The sequence below is a fragment of the Actinomadura sp. J1-007 genome, assembly GCF_009793335.1.
GTDB classification, from domain to species: Bacteria; Actinomycetota; Actinomycetes; order Streptosporangiales; family Streptosporangiaceae; genus Spirillospora; species Spirillospora yumaensis.
In genome coordinates this window covers 1,465,752-1,483,816 of sequence record NZ_WING01000001.1, presented here as the reverse complement: position 1 = coordinate 1,483,816, position 18,065 = coordinate 1,465,752, and the positions used below count along the sequence as shown (strand labels likewise).

At 75.0% G+C, this 18,065-nt stretch carries 15 protein-coding genes and 1 pseudogene; 8 read left to right on the top strand and 8 right to left on the bottom strand.

Features of this window, described 5'->3' with window-relative positions; translation table 11 throughout:
* Position 1: 1 nt before the first annotated feature.
* The 5 genes from GEV43_RS06700 to GEV43_RS06685 form a co-directional block, all read right to left on the bottom strand.
* Complete coding sequence (locus GEV43_RS06700; protein WP_309239491.1) at positions 2-1,627, bottom strand: AMP-binding protein; 1,626 nt, start codon at positions 1,625-1,627, stop codon at positions 2-4.
* A gap of 113 nt (positions 1,628-1,740) precedes the next feature.
* Entirely contained in the window at positions 1,741-2,892 is a 1,152-nt protein-coding gene (locus GEV43_RS06695; RefSeq protein WP_160819933.1) for a type III PLP-dependent enzyme, read from the bottom strand.
* 66 nt (positions 2,893-2,958) lie between these two features.
* Positions 2,959-4,590 carry an IucA/IucC family protein gene (locus GEV43_RS47935; protein WP_309239490.1) on the bottom strand — a complete coding sequence of 544 codons (1,632 nt, stop codon included), beginning with the start codon at positions 4,588-4,590 and terminating at the stop codon, positions 2,959-2,961.
* Positions 4,581-6,242 carry an IucA/IucC family protein gene (locus GEV43_RS47930; RefSeq protein WP_309239489.1) on the bottom strand — a complete coding sequence of 554 codons (1,662 nt, stop codon included), beginning with the start codon at positions 6,240-6,242 and terminating at the stop codon, positions 4,581-4,583. Before GEV43_RS47930 ends, GEV43_RS47935 begins: the two co-directional genes overlap by 10 nt.
* Positions 6,239-7,426, bottom strand: a complete 1,188-nt coding sequence (locus GEV43_RS06685; protein ID WP_160819932.1) for an acetyl-CoA carboxylase biotin carboxylase subunit family protein — start codon at positions 7,424-7,426, stop codon at positions 6,239-6,241. The genes GEV43_RS47930 and GEV43_RS06685 overlap by 4 nt, the downstream gene beginning before the upstream one ends.
* 224 nt (positions 7,427-7,650) lie before the next feature.
* Here GEV43_RS06685 and GEV43_RS06680 point away from each other — a divergent pair, with 224 nt between their 5' ends.
* On the top strand, positions 7,651-8,259 hold the full coding sequence (locus GEV43_RS06680) for an HD domain-containing protein (RefSeq protein ID WP_160819931.1): 609 nt from the start codon (positions 7,651-7,653) through the stop codon (positions 8,257-8,259).
* A gap of 32 nt (positions 8,260-8,291) precedes the next feature.
* Here GEV43_RS06680 and GEV43_RS06675 read toward each other — a convergent pair whose 3' ends face one another.
* Positions 8,292-8,594, bottom strand: coding sequence for a DUF4031 domain-containing protein (locus tag GEV43_RS06675; RefSeq protein WP_309239488.1), 303 nt, complete (start codon positions 8,592-8,594; stop codon positions 8,292-8,294).
* 92 nt (positions 8,595-8,686) lie between these two features.
* Here GEV43_RS06675 and GEV43_RS06670 point away from each other — a divergent pair, with 92 nt between their 5' ends.
* Positions 8,687-10,084 carry a dipeptidase gene (locus GEV43_RS06670; RefSeq protein WP_160819929.1) on the top strand — a complete coding sequence of 466 codons (1,398 nt, stop codon included), beginning with the start codon at positions 8,687-8,689 and terminating at the stop codon, positions 10,082-10,084.
* Positions 10,085-10,183: 99 nt separating this feature from the next.
* Positions 10,184-11,097 (top strand): annotated as a pseudogene (gene nudC / locus GEV43_RS06665) (NAD(+) diphosphatase).
* A 150-nt stretch (positions 11,098-11,247) separates the two neighbouring features.
* Here the strand turns inward: nudC and GEV43_RS06660 are convergent.
* The gene (locus tag GEV43_RS06660) at positions 11,248-11,535 is read right to left on the bottom strand and encodes a mycoredoxin (protein WP_160819928.1); all 288 of its coding nucleotides are present in this window, start codon (positions 11,533-11,535) and stop codon (positions 11,248-11,250) included.
* Between the two features lie 175 nt (positions 11,536-11,710).
* Here GEV43_RS06660 and GEV43_RS06655 point away from each other — a divergent pair, with 175 nt between their 5' ends.
* The 5 genes from GEV43_RS06655 to GEV43_RS06635 all read left to right on the top strand — a co-directional run bounded on the left by GEV43_RS06655 (position 11,711) and on the right by GEV43_RS06635 (position 15,985).
* Positions 11,711-13,789, top strand: coding sequence for an ATP-dependent DNA helicase UvrD2 (locus GEV43_RS06655; protein ID WP_160819927.1), 2,079 nt, complete (start codon positions 11,711-11,713; stop codon positions 13,787-13,789).
* Positions 13,790-13,875: 86 nt separating this feature from the next.
* A complete protein-coding gene (gene tesB, locus GEV43_RS06650; RefSeq protein ID WP_160819926.1) occupies positions 13,876-14,739 on the top strand; it encodes an acyl-CoA thioesterase II in 864 nt (287 codons plus the stop codon).
* Between the two features lie 162 nt (positions 14,740-14,901).
* A complete protein-coding gene (locus tag GEV43_RS06645) occupies positions 14,902-15,264 on the top strand; it encodes a hypothetical protein (RefSeq protein ID WP_160819925.1) in 363 nt (120 codons plus the stop codon).
* Between the two features lie 122 nt (positions 15,265-15,386).
* Entirely contained in the window at positions 15,387-15,671 is a 285-nt protein-coding gene (locus tag GEV43_RS06640; RefSeq protein ID WP_160819924.1) for a WhiB family transcriptional regulator, read from the top strand.
* 11 nt (positions 15,672-15,682) lie between these two features.
* Positions 15,683-15,985 carry a hypothetical protein gene (locus GEV43_RS06635; protein WP_160819923.1) on the top strand — a complete coding sequence of 101 codons (303 nt, stop codon included), beginning with the start codon at positions 15,683-15,685 and terminating at the stop codon, positions 15,983-15,985.
* Positions 15,986-16,579: 594 nt separating this feature from the next.
* Here GEV43_RS06635 and GEV43_RS06630 read toward each other — a convergent pair.
* The gene (locus GEV43_RS06630; RefSeq protein ID WP_309239487.1) at positions 16,580-17,911 is read right to left on the bottom strand and encodes an AarF/ABC1/UbiB kinase family protein; all 1,332 of its coding nucleotides are present in this window, start codon (positions 17,909-17,911) and stop codon (positions 16,580-16,582) included.
* Positions 17,912-18,065: the final 154 nt, after the last annotated feature.

Here is an 18,065-nt window from a genome sequence, read left to right as displayed (position 1 = left end):
GCTAGCGGGACGTCTCGGCGGAGCCGAGCGCCTTGGCCCTGACCTTGCCCGTGCTGGTGCGGGGCAGCTCGTCCACGAAGTGGACGTCGCGCGGCACCTTGTAGCGGGCGAGGCGGTCCTTCACGTACGCCTTGACGGCGTCCTCGGTGAGGTCCCCGTCCGGCCCGTCCGCCGGGACGACGTAGGCGGCCAGCCGCTGCCCGAACCGCTCGTCGTCCACGCCCGTGACCGACACCTCGGCGACGCCCGGATGGCGGCCCAGCAGGTCCTCGACCTCGCCGGGGAAGACGTTCTCCCCGCCCGAGACGATCATGTCGTCCGCGCGGCCGTCGATGAACAGCCGGCCCTCCGCGTCGAAGTGGCCGAGGTCGCCGCTGCCGGTCAGCCCGTCCCGCATCCGCTTGCCGCCGCCCCCGGTGTACCCGGCGAACCGCAGCCCGCCGCCGGTGTGGATCTCGCCGACCTCGCCGGGCGGCAGCTCCCGGCCGTCCTCGTCGAGGATCTTCAGGGTGAGCCGGAACGACGGCCTGCCGACCGTGCCGGGCGCGGCGCGCAGGTCCTCGGGCGTCGCGATCGTGGCCCAGCCGGTCTCGGTCGCCCCGTACACGTTGTGCACCACGTCCCCGAACGCGTCCATGAATGCCTCGGAGAGGTGCGGGTGCAGCGCGGACCCGCCGCAGACGACGACGCGCAGCGACGCGGGCCGCGCCCGGTCCGGCACGTCCAGGATCCGTTGGAGCATCACGGGCACCGCGACCAGCGTCTCCGCCTCGTACACGTCGATCGCCCGCAGCGTCGCCGCCGGGTCGAACCGCCGCGCCAGCACGAGCGGCATCCCCATCCCGAGCCCCACCGACAGGTACGCGAACCCGAGCACGTGGAACAGCGGCGGCGCGACCACGATCGGCGCGCCCGACCGCACCGGCACCCGCATGAGGTGGCTCAGCGCGGCGGGCAGCAGCGCGCCGATCGAGATGTCGTGCCGCGCGCCCTTCGGCGTCCCCGTGGTGCCGGACGTCATGACGACGACGTTGCTGGTCCGCTCCGGCTTCAGCGGTACGGCGCGCGTCGCCTCGACCAGGTCGTCGACGCCGTCGCGCCGCCCGCCGCCCGCGGAGTCGGCGTGGATCCGCTCGCCGGCGAACCCGGAGCCGTCCACGACGTCCTCGAACTCCTCATCGTGCAGCAGCAGGGCGACGCCCTCGCGCTCGGCGACCTCGCCGAGCTGCGCGGCGGAGAAGTCGGTGTTGAGCAGCACCACGTCGTTGCCGAGCCGCGAGCCCGCCAGCACCGCCTGCACGAACCCGCGGTGGTTGCGGCAGAGCACGCCGATCCGGCCGTCCTCGGGGACCCGGTCGCGCAGCGCGGTCGCCAGCGACGACACGCGCGCGTCCAGCTCCGCGTGCGTCAGCGCGCCCCGGTCGTCGTACAGCGCGACGCGGTCGGGGAACCGCAGCGCCGCCATCGCGCCGACGGCGGCGGGCACCGGGCCGAACCGGACGTACGGGAACAGCAGCCGCGCCGCCCGGTCGGGCCGCACCGGATGCAGCACCCCGACGTCCCGCACGGCGCGCGCCGCCCGTGCCCCCACACTCGCGAACGAACGCACCCGGTCGAGCAGCAGCACTGACCTTCTCCTCTTGTGAACCCGCGACCGCGGACGGGTCAGGTGGATACCCGGCTTCCCCGCACATATGTGGCCGAGTATGTCGGGACGGCCCCGCCGCCGGGACCCCCGGGCTACGTGAGGTGGTGGACGGACGGCTTCGGATGCATGAGGAAGTCGTGGTGGGAGATGTTCCACGCGTACGCGCCCGCCATCCCGAACGCGACGATGTCGCCCGGACGGAGCGTCGGGACGGGCACGTCGCGGGCGAGAACGTCCTTGGGCGTGCAGAGCTGCCCGACGAGAGTGGCCTTGCCCGTGCGCTCCCCGGAACCGAATCCGGAGCCGAATCCGGAGCCGGAGCCCGTCAGGACGGTGAACGGCTGGTCGTGCCCCTTCGTGACCGGTGTGCGGATGTGGTGCGTTCCGCCGCGCAGGATCACGTACGCGTCGCCGCGGGTCGTCTTCACGTCCAGGACGTCGGTGACGTACCAGCCGTGGTACGCGGTGAGGGCGCGGCCGGGCTCGATGCGCAGGCGGGCGCCGTCGGGAAGGCCGCCGGACAGGCCGCCGAGGAGGCCGCGGGCGTACGCCGGCCAGTCGAAGAGGGTCTCGGGCGAGGTGTAGTCGACCGCCATCCCGCCGCCGAGGTTGATCTCGGGGGCCTCGACGGAACGGGCCGCCAGCCACGGGACGGCCCAGCCGACGATGCGTTCGGCCAGGCGCAGCATCGCCGGGGCGTCCAGGCCGGACGCCAGGTGGGCGTGCACGCCCCGCACGGACGCGCCCCCGACACCGGTGTCCAGGCAGGCGTCGAGCGCGGGCTCGTCCATGCCGAACGGGCCGTTCATGGCCAGCGCGGCCCCGGCCGCCTCGAAGGCGAGGTTGGCGCGCAGCAGGATCCGCGGCGCGGCCGTGAGCCTCAGCAGCCGGGCCATCTCGCGCGGGCTCTCCACGTGGACGCGTTCCACGCCGAGGTCCAGCGCGAGGGCGAGCTCCTCGTCGGTCTTGCCCGGCCCGCCGAACGCGATGCGGGCATCCGGGAGCGTGCGCCGCACATGGGCCAGCTCGCCGCCGGACGACACCTCCACGCCGTCCACGAACGGCGCGAGCGTGCGCAGGATCTCGGCGTCGGGATTGGCCTTCGCCGCGTAGAACAGCTCGACCGGGCCGAGCGCCGCGCGGATCCGCGCCGCGTGGTCCGCGAGGCCCCGCAGGTCGTAGACGTACGCGGGGAAGCGGTCGAGGGCGCGGGCGAACGACGCGACGTGCGGCGGTGCCTGCACGGCCCGCCTCCTTCCTGGGGTCGGGGACGGCCTCGGTTGGGGACGGCCCCCGTTTGGGGACGGTCCTCAGTTCAGGGACGGGGCGGGCGGGGCCAGCGGGTTCGGCACGTCCACGTACGTCGCGGCCCGGTCGGCGGAGCGGGCCCAGCGGGCGCGCAGGTTCGCCTTGGCCGGGATCGGGACGCCCGCGAGCAGCGCCCGCAGCTCCGGCGCGTCCGGCGCGAACGCGAAGTGGCGGCGGGCCTGGTCCCACATCACCCGTTCCAGCGCGGGGTGCAGGTCGGCGACGGTCGCGGCGATCTCCGCGAGGTGGTTGACGACGAGGCAGTAGACGACGCGGTTCCACCCCCGGTCGGGGTCGTAGGTGAGCGCCTCCCGGACGCGGCGCGGCAGGCCCGCGGTCTCGCGGTCCCAGCGGCCGGCGGTGAGCTTGGTCCCCTCCAGGTCGCGGAACACGGCCCGTACGGGCATCCCGTCGCCGTCCACGCAGACCAGGACGTTCTGGAGGTGCGGCTCCAGGACGACGCCGTGGTCCAGGTACGCGCGCAGGGCGGGCGGCGCGAGCTGCGCCACGTAGGCGTCCCACCAGGCCAGCGCGCCGTCCGGCGTGCCGAGGGCCGGGAGCCCGGCCAGCGTCGAGCCGTACGGCGCGGCGAGCGCGCCCGCGAGCAGCGGCGTGCCGGGCAGGCCGCCGACGCCCTGCCGCAGGATCACGCCGAGGCCCTCGTGCAGGCGGCGGTCCGCGAGCCCGACCGAACGGTACGCGGGCTCGGCGAGCAGCGTGCCCGGCTCGAAGAGCGGCCCGAGCAGGCGGTTCAGGGCGACGGCGCCCGACAGCTCGTACCAGGCGTTCTTGCGCACGCAGTTGGTGATGCGCACGTCCAGGCTGAACTTGCAGAACAGGTCCGCCGCCGGGACGTACACGGTGCGGACGGACGACGTCACGACCGCCTCGGGCCCGGCCGGGCCGAGGTCGGTGACCAGGCCCTGCGCGAGCGCGTCGCGCAGGACGGGCCGTTCGGCGAGCAGCGAGAGCTGCCACGGGTGCGCGGGGAGCAGGCGCGTGCCCGGCGGCGCGGGCGGGGCGAGGGCTTCGAGCGCCGCGAACGCCTCGCCGTCGCCCTCCCCGGCGACGAGGTCGTCCCGTACGGCCAGCCAGTGCGGGCGGAACCGCGACCGCGTCTCGGGCGCGTACCGCAGCCACACCGACGGCGCGCCCTGCCGCGACTTCGGGGACGGGTGGAAGCGGTGCCCGGCGACGAGGTCCTGCTCCGACTCGACGTACCGCGCGATCGCCGCGGGCAGGCCGCCGGGACCCGGCTCCGCGCGCGCGTCGAGGATCGCGGCGAGCGCGCCGCGGCTGTCGCCGACCTGCGTCAGGAACTCGGGGTTGGCGCGCCCGGTGGCGAGCTCCAGCTCGCCGGCCACCAGGTCCGCGAGCCGGTCCCAGGCCGCCGCGATCCACGCGCCCTCGCGGTGCTCCTCGTAGGGCGGCCCGAGCCGGTACACCGGCCCGGCGGGAGGCCGGGCGAGCGCGGCCCGCAGCATCACCCCGGCCCTCGGCAGCCGGACGACGAGCCGCCCGCCGTCCCGCCAGACCTGCTGCTCGGGCGCGCACACCTCCCTGACCAGGCAGTTGAGCAGCGCGGTGGCGGTGGCGTCGTCGGCCGTCAGAGCGGCCCGTCCGGTCAGCAGCACGTGTCGTCCCGTAGGTAGTTCGGCCCGGGCGGGCCGTAGTGCTTGTTGATGTCGGCCGCGCCGGTCCTGGCCTTGTCGACCAGCGTGCCGGCGGTGAGCATGGCCTTGCCGGGCAGCGCGCCCGCCTCCAGCGTCCGCGAGCGCAGGAACGCGTCGCCGGGCCCGAGCGCGGCGTCCAGCCGGTCGCGGACCATGCGCAGGCCGGTCCGCAGCGGCAGCAGGCCCCGTTCCGCCAGCCCGAACGCGGGCGCGGCGGCGCACAGGTGCAGCGTGATCGTGACGAACACGCGGGCGAGCGCGTCGGGGTCGCGGGTCGCCATCCGGGGGTCGGTGAACGCGGGGGCGGACGTGCCGAGCGTCGCGGCGACCCGGCCCGGATCGACGAGCGTGCCGTCGTTGTCCTTGACCAGGAGCCGCAGCGTGCGGGGGCCGCCGTCGCCGATGACGAGCGCGACGTTCTGCTGGTGGGCCTCCAGCGCGATCCCGTGCCGGAACAGCGCGACGTTCCAGGCGAGCAGCGCGTCGAGGTAGGCGGCGAACAGCTCCGGGACGTCCCAGCGCTCCATCACGCACCCGCCCTCCGGGGCCTCGGCGAGCAGCGCGGCCACCGGCACCACGTGCGCCCGCGCGGTCTCCTCCGGGAACCGCCGCACGAGGTAGCCGAGCAGCGGGGACCCGGCGTGACCGTAAGTCTGCTCGTCCGCCGTCAGCACGGGAAGGCCGGGCGCGCGGTCCAGCACCCGCCGCAGGAGCCGTTCGGCGAGCGCGCCGTCCGGCAGCGTGCCCGGCACGATGGTGCGGCGGTTGCGGCGGCCGAGCGTGCTGGTCGGCAGCGGCGCCTTCAGGTGGGTCAGCGGGTCGGCGGCCACCGTCCGCATCGACAGCGTCGGCGAGACCCGCAGGTACGGCTCGGGGAGCACCGCGACGCCCGGCCGGTCGCGCAGCAGCGGCACCGTCAGCGGATGCACCGGGAACAGGTCGCGGTCGCCGTCCTCCGCCTCCGGCCACCAGTCCGGCAGGACGCCCGCGGCGGTCACCTCGCGCCGGGGGACCGACGCCCAGCGCATCGCGAACGCGGGCGCGAACTCCGGCGCGTACCGGGCCAGGTCCGTCGTGCCGAGCCCGAACCGGCAGCGTCCCGCCGGGTGGACGGGATGGTCGTTGAACGCGGCGAGCGTCTCGTAGAACGTTCCGGGCCCGCGCCGCGCCGCGTCCGGCATCCGGCCGAGGCGCCGCAGCACGGCCGGGCGGACCTCCTCGTGCAGCAGCGCCGTCGCGAGCGCCTCCCGGCATTCGCGCTCGAACGACTCGACGTCGTCGCGCGGGTCCGCGACCGCCCGCACCGTCGCGAACACGTCGCCGTCCAGCCGCAGCGCCCGGCCGCCCGGCGCGACCCTCCGGTCGCAGAGGAACCGGCTCGGCGCCAGCGGAACGAGCCGTCCGTTCGGCAGCGCGAGCACGTCCGCCGCCGCACCCGCCTTGGCCGGGCCGGTCCGCGGCCGTCCCGGACGGATCAGGCGGCGCAGCCCGCCGTAGTCCTCGCGCAGCAGCGCGTCGAGGACGCGGGCGGCGAGGCCGCTCTCGACGGCGGACGCGGCGGGGCCGGTGCCGGGGCCAGAGCCGAGACCGAGACCGGGGCCGGGGTCGCTCACGCGATCCTCCACGCGTGCTCGGCGCGGAACCGTCCGATCGCCGCGTCCACCTCGGCCGCGGACGGGCCGATGGCGCGGACGGTGCCGAGGTAGTCGCGGTTGGTGCGGGTGAGCGCGACCGCGTCGCCCGCGCGGCGCTGCGGCCGGTACGACAGCCGTACCGCGCCGTCGGCCCGTTCCATCGCCTCGGGCGCGTCGGTGAGCGTCCCGGCCCGCGTGGCGATGACCGGCTCGGCCACCGCGTGCCCGGACGGGACGGGCGGCGGCGCGCCGAGCCGTCCGCCGAGATGGACGCGCAGGATCCGCTCGAACAGCGGGACGCCCAGCAGGTCGGCCAGCAGGAAGTCGCAGTGGTCGCCGATCACCCGGTAGTTGACCTCGATGATCCGCGCCCGCCCGTCGCGCACCGCGAACTCGGTGTGGCACGCCCCGAACCCGACGCCGAGCCGTTCGAGCTGCGCCAGGACCTGGCCGGTCTCCGGCGGCGGGGGCGTCCATTCGAGCCGTTCCTCCACGAAGTGCGGGGGCGCGGACAGCCGCGTGCGGAACGACCCGAGGACGTGCAGGTCATGGCCGTCGCCGAGGGTCTCCAGGGTGTGCAGGGCGCCGGGCAGGTACTCCTCGGCGACGAGCGGCCCGGCGCGCCGCGCGCTGATCTCCTCGCGGCGCGCCGCCAGCTCGCGCGCGTCGTTCACGAGGAACACGTCCTCGCTCGCCACGCCCTCGCGCGGCTTGAGGACGAGGGGGTACGGCGCGTCCGCCGGGACGCGCGCCGCGTCGGCCGAGAAGACCGGATCGACCGCGGCGAGGTGCGCGCGCATGAGCGCCTTGTCCTTGGCGCGGGCCGCGGCGCGCCAGTCCTTGGCGGGCAGCCCGAAGTACGCGGCGGCGAGCGCGGCCGGCACCTGGAGGAAGTCGCTGTTGGAGAAGATCCCGGCGGGAGCCCCGAGCGGCGGGCCCGCCGCGTGCGCGAGGTGTGCGACGATCGCGCGGAAGTCGGTCACGTCGCACCGCGCGACGGTCGGCGCGGGGTCCGTCCCGGCGTACGCTTCGGCGTGGTCGGACGGGCGGTCGGTGAGCACGGTCACGTCCAGCCCGAGGCGCGCGGCGGCGGGCAGGAAGCCGTGCGTCACCGAGTCGGTCACCTTGCCCGCGACGAGCACGAGAGACTGCGAGGCGGCCACCGCCACCCTTCCAGGTAAGTGAGGTAAGGCTTGCCTAACTCTGAGTGGCAACCATAGTGGCGGCGGCCCCGGACGCGCGCAAGAACGATGCCACCGCGTGTCCCCGCCCGTCCCCCGATCCGCGCGGACGGCCCGTGCGCGACGACGGGGCCTGCGCGCGAGGACCGGCCCGCGCGCAGGGACGGCCCGTGCGCGACGATGAGGCCATGCGCGACGATGGGACCATGGACCTTGTCGACCGGTGGACCGCGCTCGCGGGCGCCCAGACCCGGCACATCGGCGCCGAGCTCGACGCCCGCTACGGCGAGCGGCACCGCCGCTACCACACCCGCGAGCACCTGATCGCGGTGCTCGACCTGGTGGACGAGCTGGCCGCCCACGCCACCGCTCCGGACGCCGTCCGGCTCGCGGCCTGGTTCCACGACGCCGTCTACGACCCCGAGCGCGCCGACAACGAGGAGCGCAGCGCCCGCCTCGCCGCCCGGATGCTGAACGACACCGACCTCGGGCCCGGCACCGTCGCCGAGGTCGGGCGGCTCGTCCGGCTCACCGAGACCCACGCGCCCGATCCCGTCGACCGCAACGGCCAGGTGCTGTGCGACGCCGACCTCGCGATCCTCGGCTCCGGCCCCGACCGGTACGCGGCCTACGCCGCCGCCGTGCGGGAGGAGTACGCGTTCGTCCCCGACGAGTTCTTCAACGCCGCGCGCGCCGAGGTGCTCCAAGGGCTGCTCGCGCTGCCCGCGCTGTTCCACACGCCCGCCGCCCGCGAACGCTTCGAGGCCGCCGCCCGCCGCAACGTCGAGACCGAGCTGACGCTCCTCAAGGCGTGACCCCGCGCCCGCCCGAACGCGGGAGGCGCGGCTCAGCGCGGCACGGGCGGAGCCGGGCGCGGCGCGGAGGCCCGCGGCCGGTACCGCTTGCGGCGGCGCAGGCCCGCCCGGGTCAGCCGGGCGAGCAGCTCCTGGCAGCCCACGGCCTCGGCGCCGAGCGCCACCGCCGCCTCGTACAGCTCGGACGGCACGTCGTAGTGGTCGCGGTCGAACGCCCGCGGCGGCATCCCGAGCCGGGCCGCGAACGCGTGCAGCTCCGCGTACGAGACGTCGCTGACCAGGTGCGACCAGACCCGCCCACGGGCGGGCCACAGCGGCGGGTCGATCAGGATCACGACAGCTCCAAGCTCACCGGGCGGATCCCTTACAGTGCCAGACAGTACGGCATGCATCGGCCGTCAACGGGACGGGAAGAGGGGTAGCGAGGTTGGACGTGGTCGCGTACATCGAGGGAGAGCGGGAGCGGTTCCTCGCGGACCTGAGCGAGTGGCTGGCGATCCCCTCGATATCGGGGGACCCCGCGCACGCGGGCGACGTGCGCCGGTCGGCGGAGTGGCTCGCCGGCCACCTGCGCGCGACGGGGTTCCCGGTCGTGGAGGTCTGGGAGACCGGCGCCGCCGACGATCCCGGCTGCCCGGCGGTGTTCGCCGAGTGGCCCGCCGCCGACCCCGACGCCCCGTCGGTGCTGGTGTACGGGCACCACGACGTCCAGCCCGTCGAGCCGCTCGCGGAGTGGGACACCGACCCGTTCGCCCCGGTGGTGGACGGCGACCGGCTGATCGGGCGCGGCGCGTCCGACGACAAGGGCCAGGTGTTCTTCCACACCCTCGGCATCCGCGCCGGGCTCGCCGCGTCCGGCGCCGACGCGCCGCCCGTCACGATCAAGCTGCTGGTCGAGGGCGAGGAGGAGTCGGGGTCGGTGCACTTCCCCGACCTGCTGCGCGCCCGCCGCGACCGGCTCGGCTGCGACGCGGTCGTGATCAGCGACACCACCATGTGGGCGGCGGACGTGCCGTCCATGTGCACCGGGATGCGCGGGCTGACCGAGGCGGAGGTGTCGCTGTACGGGCCGGCCACCGACCTGCACTCGGGATCGTTCGGCGGCGCCGTCCCCAACCCGCTGCACGCGATGGCGGCGCTGCTGGCCGCCCTGCACGACGCGGACGGCCGCGTCACGGTGCCCGGCTTCTACGAGGACGTCGTGCCGCTGACCGACGAGGAGCGCGCGCTGTTCGCCCGGCTCCCGTTCGACGAGGAGGCGTGGCTGCGCACGGCGGGCGAGAGCCGCGCCCCGTACGGCGAGAAGGGCTACACCACCCTCGAACGGGTCTGGGCCCGCCCGACCGCCGAGGTCAACGGCATGTGGGGCGGGCACACCGGCCCCGGCGGCAAGACGATCGTGCCGCGCGAGGCCCACGCCAAGATCTCGTTCCGGCTGGTCGCCGGGCAGGACCCGGGCAAGGTGCAGGCCGCGTTCCGCGAGTGGGTCGCCGCCAGCACCCCGCCCGGCGTGCGGGCCGAGGTCAAGATCCCCGGCGGCGGCGTCCGGCCCTGCTTCTCGCCGATCGACTCGGCGGGCGTGCGGGCGGCGCGGCGGGCGATGGAACGGGCGTTCGGCACCGAGGTCCTGTTCACCCGGGAGGGCGGCAGCGGCCCCGAGGCCGACCTCGCCGACATCCTGGAGGCGCCGCTGATCTTCGTCGCGGTCGGCCTGGACGACGACCGCATCCACGCGCCCAACGAGAAGGCCGAGATCCCGCTGCTGCTCAAGGGCGCCGAGACCGCCGCCCACCTGTGGGAAGAACTCGCCGTCGCGCTGCGCTGACCGGGAGGGCGCCGCCCGGCCCGCCGCCGACGCCCGCCCCCCCCGCCGCCGACCCCGCGCCGACGCACCCCGTGCCGGACCGAATGGAGAGCAGGACCCGTGACCGACCACGCACCCCTCGAATGGCTGGCGCTCGCGCGCGGCACCCTCGACCGGGTGGCGCTGCGGCGCCGCGACGACGCCTGGGTGAAGGCGGCGTGGGCGGCGCCGGGCACGCGGGTGCTGGTCGTCGAGGGCGGGCGCGCGCCGGTGGTGTACGAGCCGTCCCCGACCCTCGCGTTCGTGGCCCCGGACGAGGCGCCCCGGGCGACCGGTGGCTGCTCGGCGTCGACCCGTCCGGCACCGCCTACTTCGGCGCGGCCGGGCCGCTCCCGGAGGTCGAGGGCGCGGCGCCCGCCGGGCTCCGCGAGGTCGGCGCGCTGCTGGAGGACCGCGACTCGGGCCTGCTCACGCACGTCGTCGCGCTGGAGCACTGGCACGCGACGCACCGGTTCTGCCCGCGCTGCGGCGCGCCCACGGAGGTCCGCTCGGCCGGGCACGTGCGGGTGTGCACGGTGGACGGCTCGGAGCACTTCCCCCGCGTCGACCCGGCCGTGATCATGCTCGTCCGGGACGAGGCCGACCGGATCCTGCTGGCCCGCGGCCCGTCCTGGCCCGCGGACCGGCGCTCGGTCCTCGCCGGGTTCGTCGAGCCCGGCGAGTCGCTGGAGCAGGCCGTCGCCCGCGAGGTGATCGAGGAGGTCGGCCTCGCCGTCCGCGACGTCCGCTACCTCGGCAGCCAGCCGTGGCCGCTGCCGCGCAGCCTGATGCTCGGCTTCACCGCCCGCGCCGACGGCCGCGCCCCGCTCCGGCCCGACCCGGAGGAGATCCTCGACGCCGCCTGGTTCACCCGCGAGGAGCTGCGCGCCGCCATCGACGCCGGCGAGGTCGTCGCGCCCGGTCCGCTGTCGATCGCCGCGCAGCTCATTATGCGCTGGTACGGCGGCCCGCTGCCGAAGATGCCCCTGTTCTGAACGGCCCGCGCACCGCGCCCGCGCACCGCGCCCGCGCGCCGGTACGGCTCCGGGAACGACAAAGGCCCGCCGCCCGGGAACGGGTCGGCGGGCCTTCGGAGCGCGGGCGATGTGCGGACCGCGCGCTCTGGAGGGGGTCAGAGAGGGCGGTCAGACGCCGAGCAGGCGCTTGACCTCCTTGGCACTCGGGTTGGTGAGGACGTGGCGGCCGGCGTCCGGGGTGTCGACCACGACCGTCGGAACGGTCTGGTTGCCGCCGTTCACGCTCATCACGAACTCGGCGGCGGCCGGGTCGCGCTCGATGTCGATCTCGGCCATCTCGATGCCGTCGCGGGCGAGCTGGCTCTTCAGGCGGCGGCAGAAGCCGCACCATGTGGTGGTGTACATGGTGAGCGGCCCGGCCGGGCCCTTCGCCTGGTCGGCGGTCGGCGTCGCCATCGGTGCGTCGTCTCCCTCGTTCGAATGATCTGTTGACTGCGGCGTCAGGAAGAACATCCGAACCCTCCCACGCATTCCGGGCCGGGACACGGCGTTCGCGGCCGCCGTCCGGGCGCGGGCCCGCGTTTCGGAAGGGGTGTCGGCGCGCGCCCGTGACGGCTGCAAGGATGGGGGGATGGTGGCTGAGGGGGTGCTGGAGGGACTCGACCCGGACCAGCGCGCGGTCGCGGAGGCGGTGCGCGGCCCGGTGTGCGTGCTGGCGGGCGCGGGCACCGGCAAGACCCGGGCGATCACCCACCGGATCGCGTACGCGACGCTGACCGGCGTGGTGGCCCCGCAGCGGGTCCTCGCCGTGACGTTCACCACCCGCGCGGCCGGCGAGCTGCGCGGACGGCTCCGGCAGCTCGGCGCGCCCGGCGTGCAGGCCCGCACGTTCCACGCGGCGGCGCTGCGCCAGCTCACCTACTTCTGGCCGCGCGTCGTCGGCGGCGAGCCGCCGAGGATCATCGACTCCAAGATCGGGCTCGTCGCGGACGCCGCCCGCGCCTGCCGCCTGTCGTACGGGCGCAGCGAGCTGCGCGACGTCGCGAGCGAGATCGAGTGGGCCAAGGTCACCCAGCACCGCCCCGAGGACTACCCGGCCGCCGTGGTCCGCGCGGCCCGCAGGCCGCCCGCCGAGGTCGTCGACGTCGCCCGCGTCTACGCGATGTACGAGCAGCTCAGGCGCGAGCGCAACCTGCTCGACTTCGAGGAGATGCTCCAGCTCACCGCCGCCGTCCTCACCGACCACCCCGAGGTGGCCCGGCAGGTCCGCGACCAGTACCGCTACTTCGTCGTGGACGAGTTCCAGGACGTCAACCCGCTCCAGAAGCTGCTGCTCGACACCTGGGTCGGCCCGGGCCGCGACGACCTGTGCGTGGTCGGCGACCCCAACCAGACGATCTACTCGTTCACCGGCGCGACCCCGTCCTACCTGCTCGGCTTCACCGCCGAGCACCCCGGCGCCAAGACCGTGAAGCTGACCCGCGACTACCGTTCGACGCCGCAGGTCGTCCGGCTCGCCAACGGGGTGATCGGGCAGGCGCGCGGCGAGGCGGCGCGGCGGCACCGGCTGGAGCTGGTCGCGCAGCGCGCCGACGGGCCCGAGCCGGTCTTCAACGAGTACGACGACGAGATGGCCGAGGCCGACGACGTCGCCCGCCGCGCCCGCAAGCTCATCGAGGAGGGCGTCCCGGCGCGCGAGATCGCCGTCCTCTACCGGATCAACGCGCAGTCCGAGGCGTACGAGACCGCGCTCGCCGCCGCGGGCGTCCCCTACGTGCTGCGCGGCGCCGAGCGGTTCTTCGAGCGGCCCGAGGTGCGCGAGGCCGTGATCAGGCTGCGCGGCGCGGCCCGCGCGGGCGCCGACGCCGAGACCGACGGCACCGGCCTCATACTGACCGTCCGGCACGTGCTGTCCGGCGCGGGCTTCAGCGACCGCCCGCCCGAGGGCGCGGGCGCCGCGCGGGCCCGCTGGGAGTCGCTCGCCGCGCTCGCGCAGCTCGCCGAGGACATGGCCGCCGACGACCCGCGCGCCGGGCTGCCCGAGTTCGTCGCCGAGCTGGAGGAGCGCGCCGCCGCCCAGCACGCCCCGCCGCTGGAGGGCGTCACGCTCGCGTCCCTGCACGCGGCCAAGGGCCTGGAGTGGGACGCGGTGTTCCTCGCCGGGCTCGCCGAGGGCACCCTGCCGATCATCTACGCCGAGACCCCCGAGCAGGTCGAGGAGGAGCGCCGGCTGCTGTACGTCGGCGTGACCCGCGCCCGCGCGCACCTGTCGCTGTCGTGGGCGCTGTCGCGGTCGCCCGGCGGGGCCCGGCGGCGCAAGCCGTCCCGGTTCCTCGACGGGCTGACCGGCAAGACCACCACCCACACCCCGGCCCGCGTCGACCGCGGCAAGCGGCGCGGCGCCAAGGGCCCGCAGCCGTGCCGGGTGTGCGGGCGCCCCCTCACCGCCGCCGTCGAGCGCAAGCTCGGCCGCTGCGAGGACTGCCCCGCCGAGCTCAACGAGGGCCTGCTGCTCGCGCTCAAGGACTGGCGGACCGAGGTGTCCGCCGAGCAGCGCGTCCCCGCCTACGTCGTCTTCACCGACGCGACCCTCCAGGCCATCGCCGAACGCGGACCCGAGTCCCTGGAGGACCTGGCGCAGATCCCCGGCGTCGGCAAGACCAAGCTCGACAGGTACGGCGAGGCCGTCCTCGCCCTCCTCAACGCCTGACCGCCACCGCCGTCCGCGAGGGCGGCGGCGCGCCCGAGGCGGGGTGAGACCCCGCTCACTCGGGCCCCTTTGGGAGACTGGCCGCTGTGAAGGAGACTCTGAAGGCCCTGCTCGACCTGCTGGACCTCGAGCAGATCGAGAACGACATCTTCCGAGGGCGCAGTCCCGAGGACCGCCAGCAGCGCGTGTTCGGCGGCCAGGTCGCGGGCCAGGCGCTCGTCGCCGCCGGACGGACCGTCCCGGTCAACCGCCCCGTGCACTCGCTGCACGCCTACTTCATCCGCCCCGGCGACCCGCTCGTCCCGATCGTCTACACGGTCGACCGCGTCCGGGACGGGCGGTCCTTCACCACCCGCCGCGTCCTCGCCGTCCAGCACGGCAAGGCGATCTTCAGCCTGTCGGCGTCGTTCCAGATCGTCGAGGACGGCCCGGCGCACCAGGCGGCGATGCCCGACGCGCCCGCGCCCGAGACGCTCCCGCACGCGGTCGAGCGGCTCACCCCGGTGTTCGGGGAGCGCGCCGCCAACGCGTTCGTCGGCCGCCGCCCGTTCGACGTCCGGCACGTCACCCCGCTCACGTGGGAGGCCGCCAAGGACCCGAGCCTCGCGACCCCCGAGTCGAAGGTGTGGCTCAAGGTCGACGGCGAGCTGCCGGACGACCCGATGCTGCACGTGTGCCTGATGACGTACGCGTCGGACATGACGCTGCTCGACACCGTCCTGCTCAACCACGGCCTCGCGTGGGGCGACAAGCGGACGATGGGCGCCAGCCTCGACCACGCGATGTGGTTCCACCGGCCGTTCCGCGCGGACGACTGGCTGCTGTACTACCAGGACACGCCGTTCGCGGGCGGCGCGCGCGGCCTCGCCCGCGGGCAGGTCTTCACCCGCTCCGGCGACCTGGTCGTGTCGGTGATGCAGGAGGGCCTGGTCAGGGTCTCCGACTCCTGACCGCCCCGCCGGGGTGAAGTGACCCACAAAACCGCAGGTCAAAAATACCTTGATTGATTCGCCGAGGTCCCCGTACGCTCGACGCGAGCATTCAGACGGCCGTGCCGCGAGGATCTTGAGATCCGATCGGCCCGAGTAGCCAGGAAGGTGGTGTGCAGTCCGGTGAGCATCGTGATGACCAAATCAGGCCAGTCCTGGACCGCCGCCTGCCCGGCGACCTCGGCTTGGTCCGTCCTCGCGTCCGGCGAGGCGCCGCTGAGCGGCGCCGGCACCCGCTATGGCGGCGTGGCGCTCGACGGCACGCGGATCGACCAGCGGATCAATGGCGCGCTCGCGGCCAATGGCGGCTTCGGCGGCTTCGGCACGCGACTGCGTGATCTGCGCGACGAGCAGCGAGTCCAGGACGAGCAGGGGCGGACTGTCTTCGGCACCGAGAACGAGGACATGTCCATCCCGGCTCCGGCCCACGCCCCCTCCGCCAAGGGTGGCGCGTCGGGTCCGTACCCCTGGAGGCGACCGGTCTAGAAAGACACCGGCAAGCCCCCAGGCCGCGGATCCGACACCGGATCCGCGGCCTTCTTATTTGCCCGGACAACCCGACCGACACGACCCGTTGAGATCCAACGAGAGGAAACAGGGTGACTGTGATGCAGGGGGCTCTCGCAGTGAGCGAGGAGGACCTCACGCTTCCGTGCCGGACCGACCCGGAACTCTTCTTCGCCGAGGCGCCCGCCGACGTCGAGCTCGCCAAGGCCCTGTGCCTGGAGTGCCCGCTCCGCAAGGAGTGCCTCGCCGGAGCGCTGGAGCGCAACGAGCCCTGGGGCGTCTGGGGCGGCGAACTGTTCGTCCGCGGCGTCATCGTGCCCCGCAAGCGGCCGCGTGGCCGCCCGCGGAAGCACCCGCTCCCGGACGAGGCCGGCGCGCGGGCCTGATGCCCGCCGCCGTGACCGGACCCGGCCACGCGGACCCGTGGAGCGCGACCCCGACGCCGGGGTCGCCTCCCCGGGCCGCCGAGGGAGAGAAGAAGACCTTGCTCGCCGAGGAGCCGTCCCGGGACCTGGCCCGGGACCTGAACGAGGAGGCCGAGCGGCGCCTGATGGCCGCTCGGGTGCGCGCCGTACGGCGCGCCCGCCGGGACGCCCGCACGCGGTCCGCCCGCGTGCGGCGCGCCCTGCTCGCGCCGACCTCCACCGCCCAGCCGGCCGGGACCGCGGACCCGTACGTCCCGCACCCCCGCCGCCACTGACCGTCCATCCGCGGCCCCGCCGCAACCGACCATCCGACCCGTCCGTCTGCGGCCCCGCCGCTACCAACCGTCCGTCCGCGGGCCCGCTGCCACTGACCGTCCGTCTGCGGGCCCGCCGTTACCGACCGTCCGACCCGTCCGTCTGCGGGCCCGCCGCGACCGACCGTCCGTCCGCGGCCCGCCGTAACCGACCGTCAGTCCGCGGCCTCGCCGCTACCGACCGTCCGAGCGCGGTCCGCCGCTACCGACCGTCCGACCCGTCCGTCCCCCCGTCCGCTAACGATCTGTTCGCTGGACCGTGGCGCGGCGCGGGTGAGGGCCCCCTCTCGCCCGCGTCGCGCCGCGGGTCGGCGAGTCCGTCCCCTGGCGTTAGGGGCGGCCACCGTCTTCGGCCCGGCCGGTCGCAGGCCCGCTCGTCCTTCTTGGATGGTTTGGCGAGTCGCGCGCCTCCCGGCGGGCGTCCGGGGCGCCCGGTGATCCCCTCACCGGGCGCTCCTGAAGCGGGGCCCGCGTACCTCATCAGTACGCGGGCCCCGCTCTGCTGCTTCTCCGGCCTCGGCGCCTCGGCGGACGCTTGTCCGGTGCCGGCGCGGCTCAGCCGCTGACCAGCTCGCCGTCCTCCTCGTCGGCGAAGCCGGGGATCCAGCGCAGCGACTCGGCGCGCGCGGGGATCTCGCATTCGAGCTGGCACAGCACGCCGGTGCCCGCCGACAGCACGCGGTGCACGATCACGTACTCCGGCGGCAGGTTGAGCTGCCGGACGACGTTGGTCGGGCGCAGGTCGGTGACCCGGGCGGCCATGTCGCGCAGCCACTCGCGGGTGAACGCGAACGTCTCGTTGACGAACGGCTCGGTGATCGGCGCCAGGAACGCCTGGAGCGACTCGGCGTCGATCGTCACGCCCTCGCGGATGAAGTCCTCGTCGCGCAGCGCGTCCTCGACCTCGGTGATGTCGGACATGGTGCCGATGCGCAGCAGCCGGCCCATCCGGTGCAGGAAGTCGGCGGGGATCCGGTCCACGGCGCCGAAGTCCAGGACGCCGAGGCGGCCGTCGGCCAGCAGCCGGAAGTTGCCGGGGTGCGGGTCGCCGTGCAGCAGCCCCGACCGCTTCGGCCCCGACAGCAGGAACCGGCAGTACAGCAGCGCGGCGTGGTCGCGGGTCTCCTGGTCGCCCTCGCTGATGATCTTCGAGAGCGGGGTCCCGTCGATCCACTCGGTGACCAGCACGTTGCCGTCCTGGGCGACGACCTCGGGAACGTAGAAGTCGGGGTCGTCCAGGTACGCCGCGCGGATCCTGGTCTGCGAGTCGGCCTCGATCGTGTAGTCGAGCTCCTCGACGACGCGTTCCTTCAGCTCGGCGAGCATCGACTTGACGTCCAGGCCCGGCATCAGGACGCCGAACAGCTTGCCGAGCCGGGCGAGCTGGTTGAAGTCGCTGATCAGGGCCTTGCCCGCGCCCGGGTACTGGACCTTCACCGCGACCGGGCGGCCGTCGGCCCACACGCCCTTGTGCACCTGCCCGATGGACGCGGCGGCGGCGGGCCTGTCGTCGAACGACTCGAAGCGGTCGCGCCAGTCGTCCCCGAGCGCCTCGGCGAGCACCTTGTGCACGGCGGACGCGGGCAGCGGCGGGGCCGCCTCCTGGAGCTTGGTGAGCGTCGCCCGGTACGGCCCGGCGATCTCCGGCGGGAGCGCCGCCTCGAAGATCGAGAGCATCTGGCCGAGCTTCATGGCCCCGCCCTTGAGCTCGCCGAGCACCTTGAACAGCTGCTCGGCGGTGCGCGCCTGGATCTCTATCGCGACGGCCTCGGCGGGCTTGCCCAGCGTGCGTTTCCCCACGCCGAGGGCGGTGCGTCCGGCGAAACCGAGGGGGAGGGACGCCAGCTTTGCTGACCGCGTCACCGCGCGGCGGGGAAGATCGCTCACGATGACCATTGTCGGTGATGCGGTCTCGTTCGCGCCACAACGACCGGAACTATTCCTGACGTGCGCGATCGCCGCACCCCCGCGACCAGGGCCGATCGCGTAAGTGTGCGCTTTCTCACGCCCGGCCCGCAGCGGCCGCGGGCCCGTTCGGTAC